Source organism: Xanthobacter sp. ZOL 2024, from assembly GCF_052932325.1.
Genome location: NZ_CM128808.1, coordinates 1,129,453 through 1,152,075, shown reverse-complemented (window position 1 = coordinate 1,152,075; position 22,623 = coordinate 1,129,453). Strand labels below are relative to the sequence as shown.

Annotated in this window: 19 protein-coding genes; 5 read left to right on the top strand and 14 right to left on the bottom strand. The window is 68.5% G+C overall.

Annotated features, from left to right (window positions below; translation table 11 throughout):
- Positions 1-26 precede the first annotated feature (26 nt).
- Positions 27-347: a thioredoxin gene (gene trxA, locus ACU4E7_RS05580; RefSeq protein WP_238123717.1), complete on the top strand. Its 321-nt coding sequence runs from the start codon at positions 27-29 to the stop codon at positions 345-347.
- 201 nt (positions 348-548) lie between these two features.
- Here trxA and ACU4E7_RS05575 read toward each other — a convergent pair whose 3' ends face one another.
- The 4 genes from ACU4E7_RS05575 to metC all read right to left on the bottom strand — a co-directional run bounded on the left by ACU4E7_RS05575 (position 549) and on the right by metC (position 6,502).
- Positions 549-1,715 (bottom strand): nucleotide sugar dehydrogenase, encoded by a 1,167-nt coding sequence (locus ACU4E7_RS05575; RefSeq protein ID WP_238123716.1) that lies wholly within the window; start codon positions 1,713-1,715, stop codon positions 549-551.
- Positions 1,716-2,000: 285 nt separating this feature from the next.
- Positions 2,001-4,256, bottom strand: coding sequence for a molybdopterin-dependent oxidoreductase (locus ACU4E7_RS05570; RefSeq protein ID WP_447020919.1), 2,256 nt, complete (start codon positions 4,254-4,256; stop codon positions 2,001-2,003).
- Positions 4,257-4,260: 4 nt separating this feature from the next.
- Complete coding sequence (locus ACU4E7_RS05565; protein WP_447020918.1) at positions 4,261-5,280, bottom strand: M14 family metallopeptidase; 1,020 nt, start codon at positions 5,278-5,280, stop codon at positions 4,261-4,263.
- Between the two features lie 40 nt (positions 5,281-5,320).
- Positions 5,321-6,502 (bottom strand): cystathionine beta-lyase, encoded by a 1,182-nt coding sequence (gene metC / locus ACU4E7_RS05560; protein WP_447020917.1) that lies wholly within the window; start codon positions 6,500-6,502, stop codon positions 5,321-5,323.
- 313 nt (positions 6,503-6,815) lie between these two features.
- Here metC and ACU4E7_RS05555 point away from each other — a divergent pair, with 313 nt between their 5' ends.
- Positions 6,816-7,667, top strand: a complete 852-nt coding sequence (locus tag ACU4E7_RS05555; RefSeq protein ID WP_238123712.1) for a LysR substrate-binding domain-containing protein — start codon at positions 6,816-6,818, stop codon at positions 7,665-7,667.
- An 8-nt stretch (positions 7,668-7,675) separates the two neighbouring features.
- On the opposite strand, the gene ACU4E7_RS05550 is transcribed toward ACU4E7_RS05555, so the two are convergent.
- The 7 genes from ACU4E7_RS05550 to ACU4E7_RS05520 all read right to left on the bottom strand — a co-directional run bounded on the left by ACU4E7_RS05550 (position 7,676) and on the right by ACU4E7_RS05520 (position 14,641).
- Positions 7,676-8,398: a maleate cis-trans isomerase family protein gene (locus tag ACU4E7_RS05550; protein ID WP_447020916.1), complete on the bottom strand. Its 723-nt coding sequence runs from the start codon at positions 8,396-8,398 to the stop codon at positions 7,676-7,678.
- 8 nt (positions 8,399-8,406) lie between these two features.
- A complete protein-coding gene (locus tag ACU4E7_RS05545) occupies positions 8,407-9,042 on the bottom strand; it encodes a glutathione S-transferase family protein (RefSeq protein ID WP_447020915.1) in 636 nt (211 codons plus the stop codon).
- A 57-nt stretch (positions 9,043-9,099) separates the two neighbouring features.
- A complete protein-coding gene (locus tag ACU4E7_RS05540; protein ID WP_447020914.1) occupies positions 9,100-10,038 on the bottom strand; it encodes an ABC transporter ATP-binding protein in 939 nt (312 codons plus the stop codon).
- The gene (locus tag ACU4E7_RS05535; protein ID WP_238123708.1) at positions 10,019-11,059 is read right to left on the bottom strand and encodes an ABC transporter ATP-binding protein; all 1,041 of its coding nucleotides are present in this window, start codon (positions 11,057-11,059) and stop codon (positions 10,019-10,021) included. Before ACU4E7_RS05535 ends, ACU4E7_RS05540 begins: the two co-directional genes overlap by 20 nt.
- A complete protein-coding gene (locus ACU4E7_RS05530; protein ID WP_447021588.1) occupies positions 11,056-11,961 on the bottom strand; it encodes an ABC transporter permease in 906 nt (301 codons plus the stop codon). The genes ACU4E7_RS05535 and ACU4E7_RS05530 overlap by 4 nt, the downstream gene beginning before the upstream one ends.
- Positions 11,961-12,947 carry an ABC transporter permease gene (locus tag ACU4E7_RS05525; RefSeq protein WP_447020913.1) on the bottom strand — a complete coding sequence of 329 codons (987 nt, stop codon included), beginning with the start codon at positions 12,945-12,947 and terminating at the stop codon, positions 11,961-11,963. Before ACU4E7_RS05525 ends, ACU4E7_RS05530 begins: the two co-directional genes overlap by 1 nt.
- Positions 12,948-13,012: 65 nt before the next feature.
- On the bottom strand, positions 13,013-14,641 hold the full coding sequence (locus ACU4E7_RS05520) for an ABC transporter substrate-binding protein (RefSeq protein ID WP_447020912.1): 1,629 nt from the start codon (positions 14,639-14,641) through the stop codon (positions 13,013-13,015).
- 538 nt (positions 14,642-15,179) lie between these two features.
- On the opposite strand from ACU4E7_RS05520, the gene ACU4E7_RS05515 reads away from it, so the two are divergent.
- Both ACU4E7_RS05515 and ACU4E7_RS05510 read left to right on the top strand, forming a co-directional pair.
- Positions 15,180-15,767, top strand: coding sequence for a hypothetical protein (locus ACU4E7_RS05515; protein ID WP_447020911.1), 588 nt, complete (start codon positions 15,180-15,182; stop codon positions 15,765-15,767).
- Positions 15,768-15,780: 13 nt separating this feature from the next.
- On the top strand, positions 15,781-17,406 hold the full coding sequence (locus tag ACU4E7_RS05510; RefSeq protein WP_447020910.1) for a rhodanese-like domain-containing protein: 1,626 nt from the start codon (positions 15,781-15,783) through the stop codon (positions 17,404-17,406).
- 107 nt (positions 17,407-17,513) lie between these two features.
- On the opposite strand, the gene ACU4E7_RS05505 is transcribed toward ACU4E7_RS05510, so the two are convergent.
- Complete coding sequence (locus ACU4E7_RS05505) at positions 17,514-18,932, bottom strand: mannose-1-phosphate guanylyltransferase/mannose-6-phosphate isomerase (RefSeq protein WP_447020909.1); 1,419 nt, start codon at positions 18,930-18,932, stop codon at positions 17,514-17,516.
- 571 nt (positions 18,933-19,503) lie between these two features.
- On the opposite strand from ACU4E7_RS05505, the gene ACU4E7_RS05500 reads away from it, so the two are divergent.
- The gene (locus tag ACU4E7_RS05500) at positions 19,504-20,859 is read left to right on the top strand and encodes an MFS transporter (protein ID WP_447020908.1); all 1,356 of its coding nucleotides are present in this window, start codon (positions 19,504-19,506) and stop codon (positions 20,857-20,859) included.
- Positions 20,860-20,938: 79 nt separating this feature from the next.
- On the opposite strand, the gene ACU4E7_RS05495 is transcribed toward ACU4E7_RS05500, so the two are convergent.
- Both ACU4E7_RS05495 and ACU4E7_RS05490 read right to left on the bottom strand, forming a co-directional pair.
- On the bottom strand, positions 20,939-21,523 hold the full coding sequence (locus tag ACU4E7_RS05495; RefSeq protein WP_443267577.1) for a lytic transglycosylase domain-containing protein: 585 nt from the start codon (positions 21,521-21,523) through the stop codon (positions 20,939-20,941).
- Positions 21,498-22,343 carry a flagellar hook-length control protein FliK gene (locus tag ACU4E7_RS05490; RefSeq protein WP_238123701.1) on the bottom strand — a complete coding sequence of 282 codons (846 nt, stop codon included), beginning with the start codon at positions 22,341-22,343 and terminating at the stop codon, positions 21,498-21,500. The genes ACU4E7_RS05495 and ACU4E7_RS05490 overlap by 26 nt, the downstream gene beginning before the upstream one ends.
- Between the last annotated feature and the right edge of the window lie 280 nt (positions 22,344-22,623).

Here is a 22,623-nt window from a genome sequence, read left to right as displayed (position 1 = left end):
TCCAATCTGCCCCCACGAGGTATGCCATGGCCGTCGAGAAGGTGTCCGACCAGAATTTCGAAGAGGACGTGATCAACTCCTCCGCGCCGGTGATCGTCGATTTCTGGGCGGAATGGTGCGGCCCCTGCCGCATGGTGGCGCCGATCCTCGACGAGGTCTCCGGCGAGATGGACGGCAAGGTGCGCATCGTGAAGCTGAACGTGGACGAGAATCCGCAGACGGCGTCCAAGTACGGCATCATGTCCATTCCCACCCTGCTGCTGTTCAAGGATGGCAAGATCGCCTCTCGCCAGGTGGGCGCGGCCCCCAAGGCCAAGCTGGTGCAGTGGATCAACGCCGCCATCTGAGCCGGCGCTCCATCTCAATCCGCGTTCAGGGGACGGCTTCGGCCGTCCCCTTTTCGTTTCCGAAGGTGGCCCGGCATGCCGCCCGGGCGGAGAGCACGACCGGCCGGCGGCGCCTTCTCGAAGATCTGTTCTCGCCGTTGATCGACATCGGCGCCAGCGCCCTGAAGGAGCCCTGGTGGCGCGCCTCCAGGGCTGGCGGGCTCAGTCGGAGCCGAACAGGTCGCGGGTGAACACCTTGTGCGCCACGTCGGCGAGCTCGTCGGTCTGCCGGTTGGCGATGATGAGGTCGACGCTGGTCTTGAAGTGCTCCAGGTCGCGCTCCACCGGCGAGTTGAAGAAGCTGTCGTCCTTCAGCTGCGGCTCGTAGACGGTGACGGGGATGCCCTTGGCCTTGATCCGCTTCATGATGCCCTGGATGGAGCTGTCGCGGAAATTGTCGGAACCGGCCTTCATGGTGAGGCGGAAGATGCCCACGTGGCGCGGCGCCCGGGCCAGGATGCGCTCGGTGATGAATTCCTTGCGGGTGCTGTTGGCGTCGACGATGGCGCGGATCAGGTTCTGCGGCACTTCCGAATAATTGGCCAGCAGCTGCTTGGTATCCTTGGGCAGGCAGTAGCCGCCATAACCGAACGAGGGGTTGTTGTAGTGGCCACCGATGCGCGGATCGAGGCTCACGCCGCCGATGATCTCGCGGGTGTCGAGGCCATAGGCCATGGCGTAGCTGTCGAGCTCGTTGAAGAAGGCCACGCGCATGGCCAGATAGGTATTGGCGAACAGCTTGATGGCTTCCGCCTCGCTGGAGCCGGTGAACAGCACCGGCACATCCTTCCGGATGGCGCAGTCCTGCAGCATTTTCGCGAAGGTCTTGGCTTCGCGGGTGTGCTCGCCGACGATGATGCGCGAGGGGTGGAGGTTGTCGTGCAGGGCCTTGCCCTCGCGCAGGAATTCCGGCGAGAACAGGATGTTGTCGCGCCCCACCTTGGTGCGGAGCCGGTGCACGAAGCCCACCGGAATGGTCGACTTGATGATGATGGTGGCTTCCGGATTGATGACGCCGGCCACGTCCACCACCTGCTCCACCGAATGGGTGTCGAAGCGGTTGGTCTGGGTGTCGTAATTGGTGGGGGTGGCGACGATGATGAAATCCGCCCCGGCGAAGGCCTCCTCGGCGCTCAGGGTGGCGGTGAGGTCGAGCGGCTTCTCGGCCAGGTAGTGTTCCACATCCGCATCGACGATGGGGGACTTGCGCGCGTTGATCATCTCGACCCGCGAGCGGTCCACATCCAGGGCGACAACGGTATGTTGCTGGGCCAAAAGGACCGCGTTGGAAAGGCCGACGTACCCCAGTCCGGCAATCGCAACCTTCATGCTGCTGCACTCCCGATGTCTTCGCTCGATGTCCGCATGGGGACGCACACGAATTTTGTGCGCCGCCGAAATCCCCGCACGGCTTCTTAGCAGAAACCCGCCGCGCAGGTGTACCCACACGGGAGGCGAACCTCGGATGCGGTGTGCCGCGGCTGAGGGCACTGGCGGCAGAGACAGGCAGGGGGATTGGGGGCGAAGAGCCGAGAGCGGCCCGCGCGAAAGCCCCGGTGGCGCCGGCGTTGTCGCAGATTGTGTCGTGCCGGTCCGGCGGCGGGTGGCGCGGCCTCAGTCGACCGCGCCCACCTCCACCAGGCAGCTCATGGCGTTGGGGCCCTGGGTGAGGTGGGAGGTGCCGATGTCGCGGGTGAGCACATTGGCGGTGCCGGCCCGTTCCGGCCCGTTGCCGGAAAGGTCCGGGTCGAACCACGCTCCGGTGGCCATCAGCGCCACCCCCTGGCGCACCGCGGGGTCGACGCGCAGGCCGGCGAGCAGGGCGCCGCGGGCGTTGAACACCTTCACCACATCCCCAGCCTTGACGCCGCGGGCGGCGGCATCGCGCGGATGGAGGGTGAGTGCCTCGTGGCCCGCGACCTTGTTGGACTGGGGCAACGGGGCGAAATCCAGCTGGCTGTGCAGGCGGTCCGCCGGCTGAACGCTGATGAGATGGAGGGGAAAGCGCTCCGCGCTCTCGGCGCCGAGCCATTCCGCCGGCGGCAACCAAGCCGGGTGGGGCGGGCAATCGGGCAGGCGCATGGCGGCGATGGTCTGGCTGAACAATTCCACCCGCCCGCTCGGCGTCTTCAAAGGGTGGGTTCCCGGGTCGGCGCGGAAATCGGCGAACAGCACGAAGTCTTCCGCCGGCTCCGGCAGTTCCACGAAGCCCTGCTCCCAGAACGTCTCAAAATCGGGAAACTCGATGCCGCCCTTGGCATTGCCGGCGGCGCAGCGGGCATAGATGTCGCGCAGCCAGCCGGCTTCGTCCTTGCCTTCCGTAAAGGCTTCGGCATGGCCGAGCCGCTCGGCGAGGTCGCGGAAAATGTCGAAATCGGCGCGGGCGGCATGCTGGGGCGCCACCGCCTGGTGCATGGCCACCACATAGCGGTCGCGGGAGGAGCCGCCGATGTCGTTGCGTTCCAGGGTGGTGGTCACCGGCAGCACGATGTCGGCGAGGCGGGCGGTGGGGGTCCACCAGATCTCGTTGACGACGATGGTCTGCGGCCGCCGCCAGGCTTCCAGCAGCCGGTTGAGCTGCTGGTGGTGGTGGAAGGGATTGCCGCCGGCCCAATGGATGAAGCGCACATCCGGATAGGTCTGCTGCCGGCCATCGAAATCATAGGCGCTGCCGGGGTGGAGCAGCATGTCGGTGAGGCGGGCGCAGGGAATGGCGGCGCCGAGCGGATTGCGGCCCACCGCCATCTCCGGTCCGGGCGTCGCCGGGCGCGGATTGCCCACCCCGTTCATGGAACCATGGCCGAAGCCGAAGCCGCCGCCCGGCAGGCCGATCTGCCCCAGCAGCGCGGCCAGGGCGATGGCCATCCAATAGGGCTGCTCGCCATGCTGGGCCCGCTGCACGGCGAACGAGCAGGTGATGTAGCTGCGCCGGCCCACCAGGCGCTGGGCGAGGCCGGAGATGGCCGCCGCCGGCAGGCCGCAGATGGCCTCCGCCCATTCGGGCGATTTGGCGACGCCGTCGCTCTCGCCGCGCACATAGGCCTTGAGCGCCTCCGCCCCCACCGTGTGGCTGGCGAGGAAGGCCTCGTCGGCGCCGTCGAGGCGCAGGATCTCAAAGGCCAGCGCCAGCATCAGCGCCGCATCCGTATTGGGGCGGATGGGCAGCCATTCGGCATTGAGGAAGGCGGGGCAGTCGTCGCGGGTGGGGGAGATGTTCACCACCGGAATGCCACGTTCCGCCAGTCGCCGTAGCCAGGCTTCCTGGGTGTGTTGGGCGGCGCCGCCGGAGGACACCTGGCCATTCTTGAGGGCGAGGCCGCCGAAGGCGAGGAAGATCTCGGTGTGGGCGAGAATGGACGGCCAGGCGGTGACCCGGCCGGTGAGCGGCTGATAGGTGCCGATCACATAGGGCAGCAGGAATTGCGCCGTGCCCCAGCTGTAATTGCCCACCTGGTCCACGGCGCCGCCGCCGGAGAAATAGAACCGGCGGATCAGCGAGCGGGCATGGTGGAAGCGGCCGGCGGACGACCAGCCATAGGAGCCGGCGAACAGGCCCTCGCGGCCGTGCTCCGCCTCCACCCGGCGGATCTCGCCGGCGACGAGGTCGAGGGCTTCCTCCCACTCCACCTCTACCATCTTTTCCCGGCCGCGCCCGGCGCCGTCGGAGCGGTGCCGGTGCTTCAGCCAGCCCTCGCGCACCATGGGGCGGCGAATGCGCTGCTCGGAATAAACCGAGGGGACGATGGAGCCCAGCATAAGCGAGGGGTTGGGATCGCCCGGGAAGGGCTCGCACCCCACCAGGACGCCGTCTTCCACCACGGCGGTGAAGGCGCCCCAATGGGCGAGATGGGGGAAGCGCTCCACAGCCATGGGCTTAGACCTCAACCATGGACCAGGCCTCGGCGACGAACGCCACTCGATCGCCGAAATGCACCACCGGATCGCGGCGCACGCCGATCATCAGCGCATCGAATGGTAGCGTCACGCGCTCGCTCACCTCGCCGTGGAGGTCCATCACCTCGCCGATGGGGGCGCCGGCGGGCACGATGGTCTGCGGCTTGGCCATGGCGCGGAAGATGCCGCCCTCGGCGCAGGTGACGTGCCGGCGCTTGGTGACCTGGCGCAGGCTGGCGGGGGCGTCCACCGCACCGGCGATCAGGCCGAGCCGCTGGGCGAGCCCGGTGAAGCCGGTGATGCCCTGGGCCACATGCTCGGTTACGAGCCGACCGCCGCCGCCTAGCTCGATCATGAAGGCGATCTGGCCGCGGTCGAGGCACTGGTAATCGAGCGCCCCGGCGAGGTTGCCGGGCAGTTCGCCGGTGCCGCCGGCGACACTCATGCGGCAGGCCACCGCCGGGGCGAACGGGGCCACCAGCCGCAGCAGCTCCGCCTCGCTGGCGCGGCCGTTGGGATGCACCTTGTAGACCGCATAGGGGTCGGCATCGAAGGTGGTGCCCATGGTGTGGAGGTTCACCACCACGTCGGCCACCGCGCTCGCCTCGAAGAACACCTTGGCCATGCGCTCGGAGCTCAAGCCCACGGCGGAGCCGGGGAACGACTGGTCGAGGTCGATATCGTCCTGCGGCGCCTTCTTGCGCCGGCCGTCGAAGGCCAGAGGATTGGCGGTGGAGGACACCACCACGCTGCCGGACAGGCCGGCGCGGTCGAGGCCGCGGGCGAAATCGAGGGCGGCGACGATGCCGTTGATCTCGTCGCCATGGACCTGGCCGTTCAGCCACAGGCACGGGCCCGGCTTGGCGCCCTTGGCGATCACATAGGGGATCTCCACCGGGGCGCCGGAGGCGAGGCGCCCCACATAGAGCGCGCCGGTGGCGAGGGTGCCGGGGGTGACGGCGGCGAGGATCTCGCCGAACGGGGTCGCGGTATCGGACATGGACCTACCTTGGACCGAGCTTGGGATGTGATGGAAGGGGTCAGCCGGCGGCTGGCGCGGAAACGGCCGTTCTTTCCACCGCGGCGGCGGCGGCCAGGGCCTGGGCGAGATCGGCGATGAGATCCTCGGGATCCTCCAGGCCGATGTGCAGGCGCACCAGCGTTCCGGTGACCGGGAACGGCCGGGCGACGCGGGTGAAGCGGGCGGGGATGACGAGGCTTTCGTAGCCGCCCCAGCTGGCGCCGATGCCGAACAGTTCGAGGCTGTCCACGAAGGCGGCCAGCGCCTCCGGGCTGCGCACGTCCAGCTCCACCCCGAACAGGCCGGAGGCGCCGGTGAAATCGCGCGCCCACAGGGCATGGCCGGGATCGTCCGGGCGGGCGGGGTGCAGCACCTTGAGCACGCCGGGCTGGCCGGCCAGCCAGTCGGCGACCGTGAGCGCGCTCTGCTGCTGGTGGCGCAGCCGCACGCTCAGGGTGCGCAGGCCGCGCAGCACCAGATAGCAATCGTCCGGGCTGGTGGAGAAGCCGAGATCGGCCACCACGTTGCGCACCGGCCGCCACCATTTCTCGGTGGTGGCGATGGTGCCCATCATCACGTCCGAATGGCCGGACAGATATTTGGTCGCCGCCTGGATGGAGATGTCGACCCCATGGGCGAGGGCATCGAAGAACAGCGGGCTCGCCCAGGTGTTGTCGAGCAGCACGGGAATGTCGCGGGCGTGGGCGGCGGCGACGATGGCCGGGATGTCCTGCACCTCGAAGGTGAGGGAGCCGGGGCTCTCGCAGAAGATGGCGCGGGTGTTGGGCTGGATGAGATCGGCGATGGCGGCGCCGACGAGCGGGTCATAATAGGTGGTGGTCACGCCGCTGCGGGCGAGCAGGCCGTCACAGAAGGCGCGGGTGGGGCCATAGACCGTATCCACCATCAACAGGTGGTCGCCGGCCTTCACCACGGCGGTGAGCGCGGCGGTGATGGCGGCAAGGCCCGACGGCACGACGATGGCGCGGTGGCAGCCTTCCAGCGCAGTGAGCGCCTTTTCCAGGGCGAACAGGGTCTCCGTGCCGTGGATGCCATAGCGCAGCCCGGCGAAGCGGTCGGCGCGCAAAGCGTCGTAGCTGGCGAGATCCTCGAACAGGATGGTCGAGGCCCGCGACACGGCCGGATTGACCGGGCCGGTGGCGGCCCGTCCGCCGTGCACGAGAAGGGTGTCTTTCTTCACCGCCGCATCTCCTCCGCCCGCAGGCGGTTCAGCAGGACCACCCACGCGCCGTCGTCGGACGCTGCGTGAATGATCATATCGCGCTAATGGGTTGGGGCGTGCGAGCCGAACGGGCAGGGCGCGGCCGCAGCCGTGGCGCGGTCGGGATCCATCCGTGCAACGCGCAGCATTACACCGCATGGCGCAGTTGATCGCGGCCATGGTTACGCGCGCGGGGGACGTGCCACAATTTAAAAGTCGTGACGCCATTCATAAGACTGTCTAATTTAAAGCCGCTCGCCGCGCCCCCGCGTCATCGTCCCTACGGAACCCCATGCGGAACCTCGACCTCGATCTGCTGCGCACCTTCGTCGCCATTGCCGATGCGGAATCCTTCGCCGCCGCCGCCATGCGCATCCACCGCACCCAATCGGCGGTGAGCCAGCAGATGCAGCGGCTGGAGGGGCAGGTGGGCAAGTCGCTGATGGTGAAGCAGGGCCGCACCAAGCGGCTCACTGAGGACGGCATCAAGCTGCTCGACTACGCCCGCCGCATCATCGCGCTCAATGACGAGGCCAACATCGCCCTGGCGGCGGGGCCGGGGCAGGCGGATGTGGTGCGGCTCGGCGCCAACCACGACATGGCGGACAACATTCTGCCCATGATGCTCTCGCGCATCGCCAAGGCCCATCCCAACGTGCTGCTGGAGATCCGCACCGGCCGCAGCCCGTTCCTGATGGAGGAGTTGCGCAAGGGCGAGCTCGATCTCGCCATCACCACCCGGTTGGATTCGGAGCGGCCGCGCATCATGCTGCGCACCTCGCCCACCGTGTGGCTGTGCGCGGCGGACTATCCCTATGAGCGGCGCAAGCCGCTGCCGCTGATCGTCTCCAACGAGCCGAGCCTGTTCCGGGCGCTGGCCATCGAGGGGCTGGAGCGGGCCCATCTGCCCTGGCGCATCGCCTATCTCAGCCTCAACCTCGGCGCCATCCGCGCCGCCGTGCGGGCGGGGCTTGGCGTCACCGCCCGCAATATCGAGATGCTCACCCCGGACCTGCGGGTGCTGGGGGAGGCCGATGGCCTGCCGCGCCTGCCGGATGTGACCTTCCACCTCTACATGCGCGACGAAGGGGTTTCGGACGCCGTGAAGCGGGTGTTCGAGACCTTCCGCGGCATGGCCTTCTGAGCGCGCGCTCAGGGTAGGCGGAACAGCCGGCCCGGCGCCTCCGGCGCGGCAATGCCGATGGTGCGCAGGGCCGCCCACAAGGTGGTCTGGTTGGAGGAGATGACCGGAACTCCCAGTTCCCGTTCCAACCCCTCGATCTCGCACATGGTGAGAAGGTTGGTGCAGCTCAGGAACAGGGCGTCGGCGCCGGCGATGTCGGCGCTTCGGGCGCGGGCGAGATCCGCCACCTGGCCGGAGGTGAGGGCGCGGATGTCCGCCGATTGGGCGCAGCGGAAGCTATCCACGCCCACCACCTCGAAACCGTGGTGCACGAGAAAGCCCACCTCGTCTTCGTTCACCGCATCCGGATAGGGGGTGATCATGAACACCCGCCGGGCCTTGAGGGCGTGGAGGGCGGCGATCACCGCCTGGGAGGTGGTGAGGGCGGGAATGCCGGTGAGGGCGGTGATGTCCGCCGCCACCGCGCCTTCCGCCCCCGGCCCGCCGAGGAACGAGCCGGAGGTGCAGGCATAGGCGATCACCTCCGGCCGGGCAAAGGCGAGGTCCCGCGCCGCCCGCTCCACCGAGGCGTTCATGGCGAGCAGGTCGTCGCGGGCCACGGCGGTGGAGGCCCGGGACAGGCGATTGTGGTTCATCACCACGCCTTCGGGCAGATAGCGGGGCCACTCGCGCTCCACCGCCACATTGGCGGGGGGCGCGAGCACGCCGATGCGGCGGACGTGATGATCCATGGCGACCTTCAGGTGAGGGGGCTGAACAACTGGGCCGCCGCCGGCCGCGCCTTCAGCCGCTCATACCAGGCGGCGAGGTGGGGCAGGGCGGGCCGGGTGAGGCCGGTGCCGTCCAGGGGCAGGTTGAACCAGCGATGGGCGACGGAGCCCAGCGCGATGTCGGCCACGGTGAAGGCGGGGCCGGTGAGGAAGGGGCGGCCATCGACGAGGCCGGCATCCACCACGGTGAGGTTCGCCGCCACCGTGCCGAAGCTGCGGGTGATGAGCTCCATGTCGCGGTTGGCGGGGGCGGTGCGCACCAGGCCCAGGAACATGGGCGAGAAGGCCGGGGCGATGGCACCGAGCTGGAGATCCATCCAGCGCTCCACCTGGGCGCGGGCGGCGGGATCGGTGGGGATCAGCCGGTCGGCGCCGTAGCGGGCGGCAAGATAGCGGATGATGGTGTTGGATTCCCACAGCACCACGTCGCCATCCTCGATCACCGGCACGAGGCCGCGTGGATTGAGGGCGCGGAAGGCGGGGGTGTCCACCACGCCGAAAGTGCCGCCGGCGTCGATGCGCTCGAACGGCAGATCGAGCTCAAGGGCGCACCACAGCACCTTTTCCACATTGACCGAATTCTTGCGGCCCCAGATCTTCAGCATGCGGTTCTTCTCGTCTCGATGGCGTGGGGCGGGGCGCCGGAGCGGCGTCCCGAAACCTCACGCGAAGTGGCAGGCCACCTGCTGCCCGTTCGGCAGCGTGCGCAGCGCCGGCTCCTGCGCGGCGCAGGTGTCCTGGGCGATGGGGCAGCGCAGCCGGAACCGGCAGCCGGAGGGGATTTGCGCTGCGCTCGGCAGCTCCCCTTTCAGTGCCACGGCGGTCCGCTTCTTGTCGATGTCATAGGAGGGCACCGCCGCGATCAGCGCCTTGGTGTAGGGATGCAGCGGGTTCGACCACAAGGTGTCGTAGCTGCCGCTCTCCACGATCCGCCCGAGATACATCACCAGCACCCGGTCGGTGAAATAGCGCACCACCGACATGTCGTGGGAGATGAACAGGTAGGAGAGGCCGAGATCGCGCTTGAGATCCACCAGCAGGTTGAGGATCTGCGCCTGGATCGACACGTCGAGGGCCGACACCGGCTCGTCGCAGACGATCAGCTCCGGCGCCAGGATCAGCGCCCGGGCGATGCCGATGCGCTGGCGCTGGCCGCCGGAGAATTCGTGCGGATAGCGGGCCAGCGCCGTGCGGGGCAGGCCCACCCTGTCCATGATGGTGTTGATGCGGCTCTCGCGCTCCACCGCGTCGGTGATGCCGTGCACCTTCAGCGGGGTGTCCAGCAGGGTTCGCACCGTCTGCCGCGGATTGAGCGAGGCGAACGGATCCTGGAAGATCATCTGCATGCGCCGGCGGAACGGGATCAGCGCCCGCCCGTCCAGCGGCGCGATGTCGGTGTCGCCCAAGCGGATGGCCCCGCCCGAGGACGGCACCAGCCGCAGCACCGTCTTGCCGAGGGAAGATTTGCCACAGCCGGATTCCCCCACCAGGCCCACGGTCTCGCCCTTGGCCACGGTGAAGGAGACGCCATCCACCGCCTTCAGCCGGCGGCCATGGGAGGTGTAGCTGGTTTCGAGATTCTCAACGGCCAGCAGCGACACGGTCGGCCTCCTTGGATGGCTGGGTGACCACCGGGCAGGCCACCTGCCGGCCCTCGAACGGGCGCAGCGGCGGCGGCGCGATGCGGCAATCGGCGGTGGCGAGGGCGCAGCGCGGGGCGAAATTGCAGCCGGGCTCGTGCAGCGCCGAGGCCACCGTGCCGGGAATTTCGGTGAGCCGCTGGCTGGTGTAGTGGCCGCCCCCTTCCAGGCGCAGGGTGGAACCCATGAGGCCGCGGGAATAGGGGTGGGCCGGGTTCTCGAACAAGGCGTGGGCGCCGGCCTTCTCGACGATGTTGCCGGCATACATCACCGCCACCCGGTCGGCCCACTGGGCCACCACGCCGAGATCGTGGGTGATGAGCAGCAGCGCCATGTCCAGCTGCCGGCGCAGGCTGTCGAGCAGCTCCAGCACTTCCGACTGCAGCGTCACATCGAGGGCGGTGGTGGGCTCGTCGGCGATCAGCAGCTGCGGATTGCAGGCCACCGCCATGGCGATCATCACCCGCTGGCGCATGCCGCCGGACATGTTGTGGGGATAATCGTCATAGCGCCGGGCGGGATCGGGAATGCGCACCAGGTCGAGCAGTTCCACCGTGCGGGCGCGGGCCTGGGCGCGGGTGAGCTTCTCGTGGCGCATCAGGTTCTCGGCGATCTGATCGCCGATGGTGAGCACCGGATTCAGCGAGGTCATGGGCTCCTGCAGGATGAGGCCCATGCGCTTGCCGCGCAGATCGCGCAGGGTGCGCTCGTTCGCCTGCACCAGGTCGATGCCGTCGAAGGTGACCGCGCCGGCGATGCGGGCGCCCGGCGGCAAAAGGCGCATCACCGCGAGCGAGGTGGCGGACTTGCCGCAGCCGGATTCCCCCACCAGGGCAAGGGTTTCGCCCCGGTCGATGTGGAAGGAGATGCCGCGCACCGCCAGATGGCCGGGAAAGGCCACGCACAGGTCGCGCACATCGAGCAGGCGGTTGCCGGCGTGGGGCTCGGAACGGGCGGGCGCGGATGAAGCGGGCGCGGTCATCGCTGGCGCATCCTCGGGTTGAAGATCTCGTTGAGCCCGTCGCCGATCAGGTTCAGGGCGAGCACGGTGAGGGCGGTGGCGATGCCGGGCAGAGCGGTGAGGTACCACGCGGTGCGCAGCATCTCGCGGCCGCCGCCGATCATGGAGCCCCAGGAGACGAGGTTGGGATCGCCCATGTTGAGGAAGGAGAGGCCGGTTTCCGTGAGGATGGCGCCGGCCACCATCACCGAGGCGGTCACCACCACCGGCGGCAGCGCGTTCGGCAGGATTTCCATGAAGATGATGCGGGTGTTGGAATAGCCGAGGCTGCGCGCCGCCATCACGAAATCCTGCTGGCGCAGGCTGCGGAACTGGGCCCGCACCAGCCGGGCGATGGTGGGCCAGGAGGCGATGCCGATGGCCAGCGCCATCACCGGCAGCGAGGGCTCGCCGATGGCGACGATGACGATCACCAGGAGGAAGGTGGGCACCGTCTGGAACAGCTCGGTGAGCCGGGCCAGGGCATTGTCGATGAGGCCGCCGAAGAAGCCGCCGATGGCGCCCACCAGGGTGCCGATGAGAAGGCCGATGGCGGCCGCCGAGAAGCCGATGATGAGCGACACCCGGGCGCCATAGACCAGCCCTGCCGCCACGTCGCGGCCGAGGGAATCGGTGCCCAGCGGATATTCCATGTCCTGGAACGGCCACAGCAGCGGCGGGCCCACCATGTCCATGGGATCGCCGGGATAGAGGATGTCGGCGGTGACGGCGAGGACGAACACCACCGTCAGGATGGCGAGGCCGACCACGAAGGTGGGATGGTTGATGACGATGGCGCTCAGCCCGCGCCGCACCACCGGCGGCTTGAAGGGGACCGCCACGGCGGCGGGTGAGGCCAGGGAGGAGGAGGTTTCGCCGGACATCATTCGGCCTCGATGCGGGGGTCGAGCCAGGCGTGCAGCAGGTCGATGAGCACGTTGGCGAAGATCACCACGAAGGAAGACAGGAGCAGCACGCCGAGCAGCACCGAGAAATCGCGGGCCATGACGGCATCGAGGGCGAGCCGGCCCATGCCGGGCCAGCCGAACACGGTTTCCACCACGATGGCGCCGCCCAGCATGTTGCCGAGGTGCAGCCCGGCCACGGTGGTGACCGGGATCAGCGCGTTGCGCAGCACGTGGCGGATCTGGATGGTGAATGGGGTCAGGCCCTTGGCCTGGGCGGTGCGCACGAAGTCCTGCCGCTCCACCTCCAGCATGGCCGAGCGGGTGAGGCGGGCATAGACGGCGATGAAGAAGCAGGCGAGCGAGAAGCTCGGCAGCACCAGATGGGCCAGCTGGTCGCCCACCGCATCCCAGAAGCCGAGGTTGGCGCCGATGGTGATGGCGCCGCCCGAGGGCAGCCAGCCCAGGTGCACGGAGAACAGCACGATCATCATCAGGCCCACCCAGAAGCCGGGGGCCGAATAGAGCACCAGCACCACCAGCGACATGGCCCGGTCCGGCCAGCGGCGGGCGAAGGCGGCCATCAGCGCGCCGCAGGCGATGCCCACCACCAGCGAGAGGGTGAAGGCACAGGCCATCAGCATCAGCGTATAGGGCAGCCGGGCCATGATGAGCTCGCCCACCGGCATGTTGTAGCGCGGCGAGAAGCCCAGGCTAAAATGCGACAAGTGATTGAGATAGCTCAGGAGCTGAACCAGCACGGGCTGGTCGAGGCCGAACTGCTTGCGCAGCGCCGCCATGCTTTCCACGGTCGCGGAGCCGGATTCACCGGCGATCACGTCGGCGGCGTCGCCGGGGACCAGCTGCAGCAGCAGGAAATTGAGGATGACGATGCCGATCACGGTGGGCACCGCCTGGATCAGCGTGCGTCTGAGGCTTCTGCCGGTGCGGGAGAGCAGTCTCATGGGGCGGGGTCCGATGGGCTGCGGCACCCGTGCGATGGGGGGATCGCACGGGTGCCGGCGCCGGGTTACTTGATCTCGACGTGCGCGAGGTTGCCCTCGACGCCATCGGCGGTGGTGACCAGGTCGTGGACCTTGGTGTTGTGCACGGTCAGGAACACCGGCTGCACCAAGTTGAGGTCGGGAATGTCGCGGCCGACGATCTCCTGGAACTTGCGGAACTGTTCCTTGCGCTTCACCGGATCATTCTCCACCGCGGCCTGCTCCAGCAGCTGGTCCACTTCCGGGTTGGAATAATGGGTGGAGTTGGAGAAGGGCACGCCCTTCACGAAGCTCTTCGACCAGTAGAGCCGCTGCACGCCCACGGTGGGATCGAACAGGTTGGAGGCGCCGTTCACCGTGAAGTCGAAGTCGCGATCGGTATAGATGCGCTTGACGAAGGCGGAGATGTCCTGGGCCCGCAGGTCCACGGCGATGCCGATGCGCGACAGGCTGGCGCGGATGTATTCGGCGAGCCGGCGGCCTTCGGTGGTGATGGGGTTGTAGTCAAGGGTGACATGGAAGCGCGTCTTGCCCTCCTTGGGGGCATAGCCGGCTTCGTCCAGCAGCTTGTTGGCCGCCTTGATGTCATAGGTGTAGGGGCTCGGGGCCGGATCGTGGAATTCCTTCAGCCCCGGGGCGATGGGCGAGGAGGTGGGGATCGCCGCGCCATAATGGATGGTGTTGACGATCACCTTGCGATCGAGCGCCCGGGCCACCGCCTCGCGGACCTTGTGGTCCTTGAAATAGGGGTTGTCGAGGTTGAACTCGAGCCGGGTGACGTTGGAGGAATAGGCTGCGCCCTTGGTCTCGAACTTGAGGTTCGGCAGCTTCTTGAGGCGCTCCAGGTCGGACAGGGCGACCGGCGTGCGATAGCCGAAATCCACGCCACCGGATTCGAAGGCGATGGAGCGGGCGGCGGCATCGGGGATGAACTTCACCACCAACTGGTCGATCTTGGGATCGGGCTTGCCCCAGTAATCGTCGTTGCGCTCATAGGCGATGTAGTTGCCGCGCGACCATTCCTTGAACTTGAACGGGCCGGTGCCGATGGGGGCATTGCCGTTGGGGTTCGAGGCCGGATCGGTATTCTCGTAGATGTGCTTGGCGATGATCGGCGTCTCGGCGGCGGCGAAGGCCTTCAGAAGGTAAGGCGCCGGCTTCGACAGGTGCAGCACCACCGTCTGCGGATCGGGGGTGTCGATGGAGGTGACGTTGGCGAAGGTGGTGCGGCCGCGCGGGTGCACCTTCTTCAACAGGTTCAGAGAATAGGCGACATCCTCGGCGGTGAACGGCTTGCCGTCGTGCCAGCGCACGCCGTCGCGCAGCTTGAAGGTATAGGTGAGGCCGTCGGGGCTCACCTCCCAGGCGATGGCCAGCTGGGGCTTGGGATTGAGGTTCTCGTCATATTCCAGCAGCCCCTCGGTGACCTTGGCGCTGACGCCGAGGGCGGTGGTGGCCACATTGGTGAGGGAGACCAGGGTGGGCGGCTCGGTGGCCATGACCATGGTGGCGGTCTCGGCGCGGGCCGTGCCGGAGAAGGCGGTGGTAGACAGGGCAGTGGCGCACAGGGCCAGCGCCGCCAGGGTTGTCTTCAGTCCCGTCTGTGTCCGGCTGCGGCCGGGCTGGCGCGCCTGCGCTCGAACCTCAATCGTCATCGTCGTGGACCCCTTCAATTCTGGAAGCTGGTGGACGCGGCGTCGCCTTCAGGTCTCTTGCTCGCTGCGTCCGGTCTCGTGGTGCTGGTTCCGTCGCGGTCTCGACTTGGTCCGCCGCGGTCTCGCCTCGGGTTGCGACTGCTGCGCGCCGAAGACCTTTCGGATTTGCTTATGGTTGGTCTCTCGCAATCCCAGGTTTCGGATGTCGCGGGCGACGATGAACACGCCGCCGGGTCGCGCGAAAGTGCTGAAACGCAGCCCTTCCGATCCTCACTTAAGCGCCCGCATGGCAGCGGCACAATTTAAAAGTCCGTGCTCAATTATGAAGACGATCTAATGAATTGACGGGAGTGGCGTCGCCTCTCCCCCGTCGGCCCCTGATTTTTCAGGCGGAAACGCGCCCGGCGCCGCCACGGACGCCAAATGCATTAGGGGCCCTAATGTTCCGGGTGGGGACAATTAAATTGTTGCCGAAATCGGCGTGGCGTAAGCGTCGTGAAGAGTTTGATTTCAACTTCTTTATCAGGGAGGGGGTCTCATGAGCCTCGCTGAGACGCGCGCCGAGGTCGTTTCCGGTGCCATCGAACGCATTAGGACTGCTGTTGCGAAGGGGCCGCTCGACCGCGCCATCGTCGCCGACATTCTGAAGGAAGTCCGCGGCCTGGCCGATCAGCGCGAGCTCTGGGGCAACGAGAGCTTTCCGTTGCCGGATGAAGAGGCCCGGCAGGCCCGCTATCTGATCCATGAGGATCCGGGCAAGACCCTGGTGCTCTATCTCAACGTGATGCTGCCGGGCCGGCGCATTCCGCCCCACAACCACACCACCTGGGCCTGCGTGGCGGGGATCGAGGGCGAGGAGCACAACTTCGTCTATCGCCGCCTCGACGACGGCTCGGTGCAAGGTCACGCGGAGCTGGAATTGTCGGATCTGGTGGTGGTCGGCCCCGATTCTGGCATCGGCCTGCTGCCCGACGACATCCACTCGGTGGAGATCCGCGGCGAGACGCCGATCCGGCATCTGCACATGTACGGGCGCGCCCTGGAGACGCTCACCGAGCGGCTCACCTTCGACCTCGAGGCGAAGACCTGCCGGCCCATGCCCATCGGCGTTCAGACCCGGCGTTGAGGGGGTCTTCATCATGAGTGACACGTCTATGGCCACATGGGCCCCGGAACTGCGCGTCGGCGCCCAGGAACTGAAGAGCTGGCTGCGCGATGGCGGCGAGATCGCCGTGCTCGACGTGCGCGAGCATGGCCGTTACGGCGAGGCGCACCTGTTCTTCGGTGTGACGGCGCCCTATAGCCGCCTGGAGCTGGATGCGCGCCGTCTGGTGCCGCGCCTGTCGACCCGGGTGGTGGTCTATGACGAGGGCGGCGCCGTCGGCGGCCAGCCGGCGGTGGCCGAGCGCGCCGCCCGCCGGCTGCGCGACATGGGCTATGGCGCGGTCTTCGTTCTCGACGGTGGCGCCGCCGGATGGGCGGACGCCGGCTTCGGCCTGTTCGCCGGTGTGAACGTGCCGAGCAAGACCTTCGGCGAGCTGGCGGAACTGAGCTTCCACACGCCCCGTCTCTCGGCCCGCGATCTCGCGGCCAAGCTGGAGGCGCAGGCCGACCTGGTGGTGCTGGATGGCCGGCCGGTGGAAGAATATCGCAAGATGAGCATTCCCACCGCCACCTGCTGCCCCAATGGGGAGCTGGCGCTGCGGGCGGAACTGCTGGCGCCTGATCCCGCCACCACCATCGTCATCAATTGCGCCGGGCGCACCCGTTCCATCATCGGTGCGCAGAACCTCATCGACATGGGCATCGCCAATCCGGTGTTCGCCCTCGAGAACGGCACCCAGGGCTGGTATCTCGACGACCTGACCCTCGACCATGGCGCCGATCGGCTCTATCCCCCGCCGCCGCCTGAGGCCGCGCTGCCGGCCCTGCGGGCCCGCGCGCGGGCCTTTGCCGACCGCTGGGCCGTGCCGTTCGTCTGTGCGGCGGAGCTGGAGCGGTTCCGCGAGGACCACGACCGGACCACTTATCTGTTCGACGTGCGCACCCCCGAGGAGTACGCCGCCGGCAGCCTGCCGGGCGCGGTCAACGCGCCGGGTGGCCAACTGGTGCAGGCGACCGATCAATATGCCGCCACCCGCGGCGCCCGCATGGTGCTGTTCGACGGCGAGGGCGTGCGCGCGCCGGTGATTGCCGCCCGCATGCGGCAGATGGGCTGGGATGCCCAGGTATTGGAAGAGGGCGTCGCCGCGCCCCTCGCGCCCGGTGCGGACAGCGCCCGAGACGTGGCGCCGGCGCTGGCCCTGCCGCCGCTGGAAGCGGTTTCGGTAGAGGCCCTGGCCGCCCTGCCGCCCGGTGCGCAGCTGGTGGACATCCGTGGCAGCATGGCCTATCGCGCCGGCCACCTCACCGGAGCGGTGTGGAGCCTTCGCCCGCTGCTGGCCACCCTGCCGCTGTCGAGCGGGGCGCCGGTGGTGCTGATCGCCGAGCGCACCGAGCTGGCGCAGCTGGCCGCCCGCGAGCTGCTGGAGCGGGGCTTCAGCGATGTGCGCGTTCACCTGGGCACGCCGGCCGCCTGGCGCGAGGCCGGGCTGGAGGTGGTGGCGACCCCCGACCTGCCGGCGGACGAGGCGTGCATCGACTTCCTGTTCTTCGTGCACGATCGCCACAGCGGCAACAAGGCCGCGGCCCGCCAGTATCTCGCCTGGGAGACCAATCTCCTGGCGCAGATCGACGGTGACGAGCGGGCCAGCTACCGCATCTGACGGCGGCCCTATCTCACAATGGGGCCTGGCCCTGAGGCTGAAACGCCCGGTGCGCGGATCGCGCGCCGGGCGGTCGCGTTTTCAAGGGGCATGTGTCAGCTGGGGGCTTAGTCCCGGGCGTAGGCGTCCTCGATGCGGACGATGTCGTCCTCGCCGGTGTAGCTGCCCACCTGCACCTCGATCAGCTCCAGATCGATCTTGCCCGGATTGCGCAGCCGATGGGTGCAGCCGATGGGCAGGTAGATGGATTCGTTTTCGTGCAGGAAGGTCACCTGCCCATCCACGCTGGCCTCGGCGGTGCCTGACACCACCACCCAATGCTCGGCGCGGTGGAAGTGGCGCTGCAGGCTGAGCAGGCCGCCGGGCTTGACGTTGATGCGCTTCACCTGAAAGCGCGGGCCCATGTCGATGCGCTGATACCAGCCCCAGGGCCGGTACACGCGCAGGTGCTCGCGGGCCTCGCGCCGCTCCGCCTGTTTCAGGCTTTCCACCAGCCCTTTCACCTGGCCTGCCGCCGCCTTGCTGGCCACCAGCACCGCGTCGAGGGTGGTCACCACCACCACGTCGTCGAGGCCGATCACGGTGGTGAGAATGTCCTCGCTGCGCACCAGGGAGCCGCGGCTGTCGAGGGTGACCACATTGCCTTCGAGCACGTTGCCGTCGTCATCCTTCGCCTTGAGGGCGTGGATGGCGTCCCAGGCGCCCACGTCCGACCAGTCGAAGCGGGCGGTGAGCACGCCGGCATGGGTGGTGTGCTCCATCACCGCATAGTCGATAGAGATGCGCGGGATCTGGCTGAAACCATCGCCATCGAGGCGCAGGAAGTCGAGGTCCTCGCGGGCTCCGTCCAGGGCGGCGCGGGCGCCCGCCAGCACCGCCGGTGCCAGCGTGGCGAGCTCCTCGATCATGGCGCCGGCGGCGAACACGAAGTTGCCGCTGTTCCACAGGAAGCCCTGGGCGCAGTAGGCGGCGGCCGTCTCGGCGTCGGGCTTCTCCACGAACCGCTGGAGACGATAGGCGCCGGGCGCCGCCAGCGCCGCGCCGGGGGCGATATAGCCATAGGCGGTGGAAGGGTGGGTGGGGGCGATGCCCAGGGTCATGATGAGGCCCTCGGCGGCGATGCGTGCGGCAGCGGCGCAATCCTCGCGAAAGGCATCGGTATTCTGCACCGCGTGGTCGGCGGCCAGGCTCACGCACACCGCATCGGCATCGCGGCGCTGGGCGAGCAGGGCGCCGACGGCCACGGCGGCGGCGGAATCGCGTCGCTCGGGCTCCAGCACGATGTCGCCAGCGATGCCGATGGCCTGCATCTGCTCGGCGACGACGAAGCGGAACTCATGGTTGGTGACGACGATGGGCGCACCGAACCGCGGGTCGCGGATCCGCAGCAGGGTGGCCTGGAAGGTGGAGAGGCCGTCATCGAGGATCTCGATGAACTGCTTCGGCATGGTTTCGCGCGACATGGGCCACAGGCGCGTTCCCGAGCCCCCGGCCATGATGATGGGCACGATCTCACTTCTGGCCATGTGACTTCTGCCCGGACCTTTTCATGTTGCGTCCACATCCTCCGGCCACCGGTGCCGCCGTCCCATCGCCGCCGTCCCATCGCCGCTGCCCCAGCGGTGCGGGCGGACTCGCCGCACGGGCGCGGGCAGGAGTGTTTCACCCCGCGATCCCTGTTGTTTGGTCGCTTTTGCCGGCAGGGTCAACCGCTCCGCGGCGCTGCGTCAGGTCGCCTGAGAGAGTGGCGCCGCCCGTCACGGGACGCCGCGACTGGCACCCATCGGAGCGCCGGCCGGCTCCCACGCGCGGTTGTGTCGCGTCGTCGCGATCGCGAGGGGCGTGTGGGGTGGCAGCTGTGCCCCCGGCGCAGGGGTGAAGGGCTGCCATGCGATGGAAGCAGAGCGGCTCCGCATCGCTTGTGTCGGCCTGTTCAACGCGGGCGCAATAATCTATCTGAATGGCCAATCAACCTGCGCCATGTGGCGTGTCTGCCCCCACCAGAGCGACCGAAAATTGCCGTATCTTCGGATCGGATGGCGCTCCGCCGGCCGACGCCCGCCGTGCACGGATCTTTTGAGTCCTGGAACCCACATCATGTCCTCGACAGCCACCTTTGAGACCGCGGCCGTGGCGCCGGCGGTCAATTCCCCCGCCCGGGTCATCCTCGCCAGCCTGATCGGCACCACCATCGAGTTCTACGACTTCTACGTCTATGCCACGGCGGCGGTGCTGGTGTTCCCGCATCTCTTCTTCCCGTCCGGCAACGAGACCACGGCGCTGCTGGCATCGTTCGCGGTGTTCGGCGCGGCCATGGTGGCGCGGCCGCTGGGCGCGGTGTTCTTCGGCCACCTGGGCGACAAGCGCGGCCGCAAGATCACCCTGGTGGGCGCCCTGCTCACCATGGGCATCGCCACCTTCCTCATCGGCTTCCTGCCCACCTATGAAACCGTGGGCTGGCTGGCGCCGGGGCTTCTGGTCGTCCTGCGCCTCGCCCAGGGTTTCGCCCTCGGCGGCGAGTGGAGCGGGGCGGCGCTGGTGGCCACCGAGAACGCGCCCGAGGGCAAGCGCGCCATCTACGGCACCTTTCCGCAGCTGGGCGCGCCCATCGGCTTCATCATCGCCAACGGCCTGTTCCTCGTCATCGCGGCGCTGATGCCCTCGAGCGATCCCTCGCGCCCATCCGATGCGTTCCTGGCCTGGGGCTGGCGGGTGCCGTTCCTGTTCTCGGCGGTGATGGTGATCGTCGGCCTGTGGGTGCGCATGAACCTGGTGGAGAGCGCCGCCTTCTCCAAGACCGTGGAGGACGGCCGGGTCCACAAGCTGCCGCTGGTGGCGGCGGTGCAGACTTATTGGCGCGAGCTGATCCTCGGCACTTTCTACATGCTCGCCACCTATGTGCTGTTCTACCTGATGACCACCTATTCCCTGAGCTATGGCCGCGCCGCCACCACCGCCGCGCTGCCCGGGCTCGGCTATGACTACCGCACCTTCGTGTTGATGATGATGGCGGGCGTGGTGTTCTTCGGCATCTTCACGCTCGCCTCGGGTCCCTGGGCCGATCGCTGGGGGCGCCGGCGCACCCTCATCTGGATCACCCTCGCCATCGCCCTCTTTGGCCTCACCTGGGTGCCCCTGCTGGCCGCCGGCAATGTGGGGGTGATGGCCTGGCTGATCATCGGCTTCACCCTGATGGGCATGACCTTCGGCCCCATGGGGGCGCTGCTGCCCGAGCTGTTCCCCGCCAACGTGCGCTATACCGGCTCGGGCATCGCCTACAACGTCTCCTCCATCCTGGGCGCGGCGGTGGCTCCGTTCATCGCGGTGGCGCTGTGGGCCTATGGCGCGGGCAGCCCGTTCTGGGTCGGCATCTACCTGACCGCCATGGCGGTGCTCACCCTCATCGCCCTGTTGCTGGGCAAGGAAACCCGCGACGTGGACATCACCGCCTGACGCAAGATCAGGGAAACGTCCAAAGCGAGCGAAAGGCCGGCGCGGGGAACCGCGCCGGCCTTTCGCTCGTTGGGAGCCGTTACTCCGCCGGCGCGTCGCAGAAGGCTTTGGCGGTGGGGGTCCATTGGCCGACGCCGGCCGCCACCAGATTCTTCATCACCCGGCACACATAGCGGTGCTGGCCGACGGTGTTCTTGGGGCCGGCATTGTAGCGGGCCACCGCCATGGTCCAGCTGCCCTCGCGCTTGCGCAGCTGCTGCAGGAAGCGCGCCGCCTGCTCCACGTTGAGGCGGGGGTCGAACATCTCCTCCAGCGTGTTGAACTCTTCCTTGTGCCAGTAATAATTCACCTGCATGCAGCCGATATCGATGAGGTTGACGCCCCGCCCATGGGCCTCGCGGAAGAGTTTCAGCGCGTCCGGAAGGTTGGAGGAGATGTAGTCCTTGCCCTCGATATAGAGGGTATAGGGCTGCAGCGAGCCCTTGTAGCCGCTCTCCGTGAGGCCGACCGCATAGAGGATCGGCAGGGGGATGTCGTATTTCTTCGCTGCGCGCGCCAGCTCGCGCTCGCAGATGTCCGTGGGGCCGCCGGCCGGGGCGGCGGCGAGCGGCGCCGCCATCATGACCAGCATGGGCAGGCTAAGGACGGCGCGCAGGGTCTTCATCGGCAGGATCCTGATGGGGTTGGTCCTGAGGCGGCGGATCGCGGGGGTCACGCCGACGTCCGTTGTCGTCCGGGCTCTGGTCGGCGGCACTCTGGTCGTTCGCGCGCGGTGGCTCGAAGCCAGGCGGCTCGAAGCGCGGTGGCTCCGGGACGAAGCCGGCCGTGCCAAAGCGGCCGAGGCTGGGGCCGGTCTCCAGTTGCAGGTCGTTGAGCTCCAGGCCCTGGTCGGCCATCAGGCGGGCGAGGTGACCCCGGTCCTGCTCCAGCATCCGGGCGGTTTCCGGCAGGCTGGCGCGGATGCGCACGTCGAGCCCGCCGGCGGTGAGCCGCAGGCGGATCACCACGCGGCCGAGGCTTTCCGGCGACAGCGCCATCTCCAGCACCCGCACCGGTCCGCGCATCTGAGCGCCATCGTTGGCATCCGCCGGCCGGCCGGCCTGCAGGCGTCGCGCTTCCTGGGTGATCGCCGCGCCCACCTGAGCGAGGCTGACCTGAGGCAGAGCGGGCGCCGGGGTCGCCCCCAGCCATGCCCCCATCGGGGCGGGTGACGCGGCGGTTGAGGTGGACGGCGGCTCGACGTCGGCGCGGGGGGCTGGCGTCGGGTGGCGCGGTTCGGGGGCGTCGATGGCGATGTCGGAGGTGTCCGGTCTGTCGCTGGTCGCCGGCTCCGGGATGGACACGCCGGCGGGGCGGCCCGGCGTCACCGGTGCGAAATGGGTCTCGCGATGGAGAACGGTGGCCCGGACTGCGGTGCCGGAGTGGCCCGTCGGTGCCTCCCCCGGCCGAGCTTCGGCGGAGGGGGAATGTGGCAGATCCGGCACGGCGAGCGCCGGCTCTGTCCGGGCCGCAGCGGGGCGCATGCCGGCCAGGGGCACCGCCAGGGACGCCGCCAGGGGCACAGTCAGCGCTGGCGGCGCCGCGCCGGGCACGGCGGTGGCGGATGCCGGCTCCTCGGACGGTTGAGGGTCTGGCGCACGATGCGGCCGCTGGGCGCGGCCGGCGCAGGAGGCGGACGGCGCGGGAGCCCCCTGCGATCCAAGGATTTGCGCGGGGGCCGGCGACGGGGAGGCCTGCGCGGGGGCTGCCGCCTGCTGCGTCCGT

Excerpts from the sequence above, each read along its gene's own strand:
- ACU4E7_RS05565 (WP_447020918.1), bottom strand. The coding sequence starts at position 5,280 with ATGTCCGATACCGCGACCCCGTTCGGCGAGATCCTCGCCGCCGTCACC.
- ACU4E7_RS05505 (WP_447020909.1), bottom strand. The coding sequence starts at position 18,932 with ATGGCCAGAAGTGAGATCGTGCCCATCATCATGGCCGGGGGCTCGGGA.
- ACU4E7_RS05555 (WP_238123712.1), top strand. The coding sequence starts at position 6,816 with ATGCGGAACCTCGACCTCGATCTGCTGCGCACCTTCGTCGCCATTGCC.
- ACU4E7_RS05570 (WP_447020919.1), bottom strand. The coding sequence starts at position 4,256 with ATGGCTGTGGAGCGCTTCCCCCATCTCGCCCATTGGGGCGCCTTCACC.
- ACU4E7_RS05575 (WP_238123716.1), bottom strand. The coding sequence starts at position 1,715 with ATGAAGGTTGCGATTGCCGGACTGGGGTACGTCGGCCTTTCCAACGCG.
- ACU4E7_RS05545 (WP_447020915.1), bottom strand. The coding sequence starts at position 9,042 with ATGCTGAAGATCTGGGGCCGCAAGAATTCGGTCAATGTGGAAAAGGTG.
- ACU4E7_RS05520 (WP_447020912.1), bottom strand. The coding sequence starts at position 14,641 with ATGACGATTGAGGTTCGAGCGCAGGCGCGCCAGCCCGGCCGCAGCCGG.
- ACU4E7_RS05550 (WP_447020916.1), bottom strand. The coding sequence starts at position 8,398 with ATGGATCATCACGTCCGCCGCATCGGCGTGCTCGCGCCCCCCGCCAAT.
- ACU4E7_RS05510 (WP_447020910.1), top strand. The coding sequence starts at position 15,781 with ATGAGTGACACGTCTATGGCCACATGGGCCCCGGAACTGCGCGTCGGC.
- ACU4E7_RS05525 (WP_447020913.1), bottom strand. The coding sequence starts at position 12,947 with ATGAGACTGCTCTCCCGCACCGGCAGAAGCCTCAGACGCACGCTGATC.
- ACU4E7_RS05495 (WP_443267577.1), bottom strand. The coding sequence starts at position 21,523 with ATGAAGACCCTGCGCGCCGTCCTTAGCCTGCCCATGCTGGTCATGATG.
- ACU4E7_RS05515 (WP_447020911.1), top strand. The coding sequence starts at position 15,180 with ATGAGCCTCGCTGAGACGCGCGCCGAGGTCGTTTCCGGTGCCATCGAA.
- trxA (WP_238123717.1), top strand. The coding sequence starts at position 27 with ATGGCCGTCGAGAAGGTGTCCGACCAGAATTTCGAAGAGGACGTGATC.
- ACU4E7_RS05535 (WP_238123708.1), bottom strand. The coding sequence starts at position 11,059 with ATGACCGCGCCCGCTTCATCCGCGCCCGCCCGTTCCGAGCCCCACGCC.
- ACU4E7_RS05530 (WP_447021588.1), bottom strand. The coding sequence starts at position 11,961 with ATGTCCGGCGAAACCTCCTCCTCCCTGGCCTCACCCGCCGCCGTGGCG.
- ACU4E7_RS05500 (WP_447020908.1), top strand. The coding sequence starts at position 19,504 with ATGTCCTCGACAGCCACCTTTGAGACCGCGGCCGTGGCGCCGGCGGTC.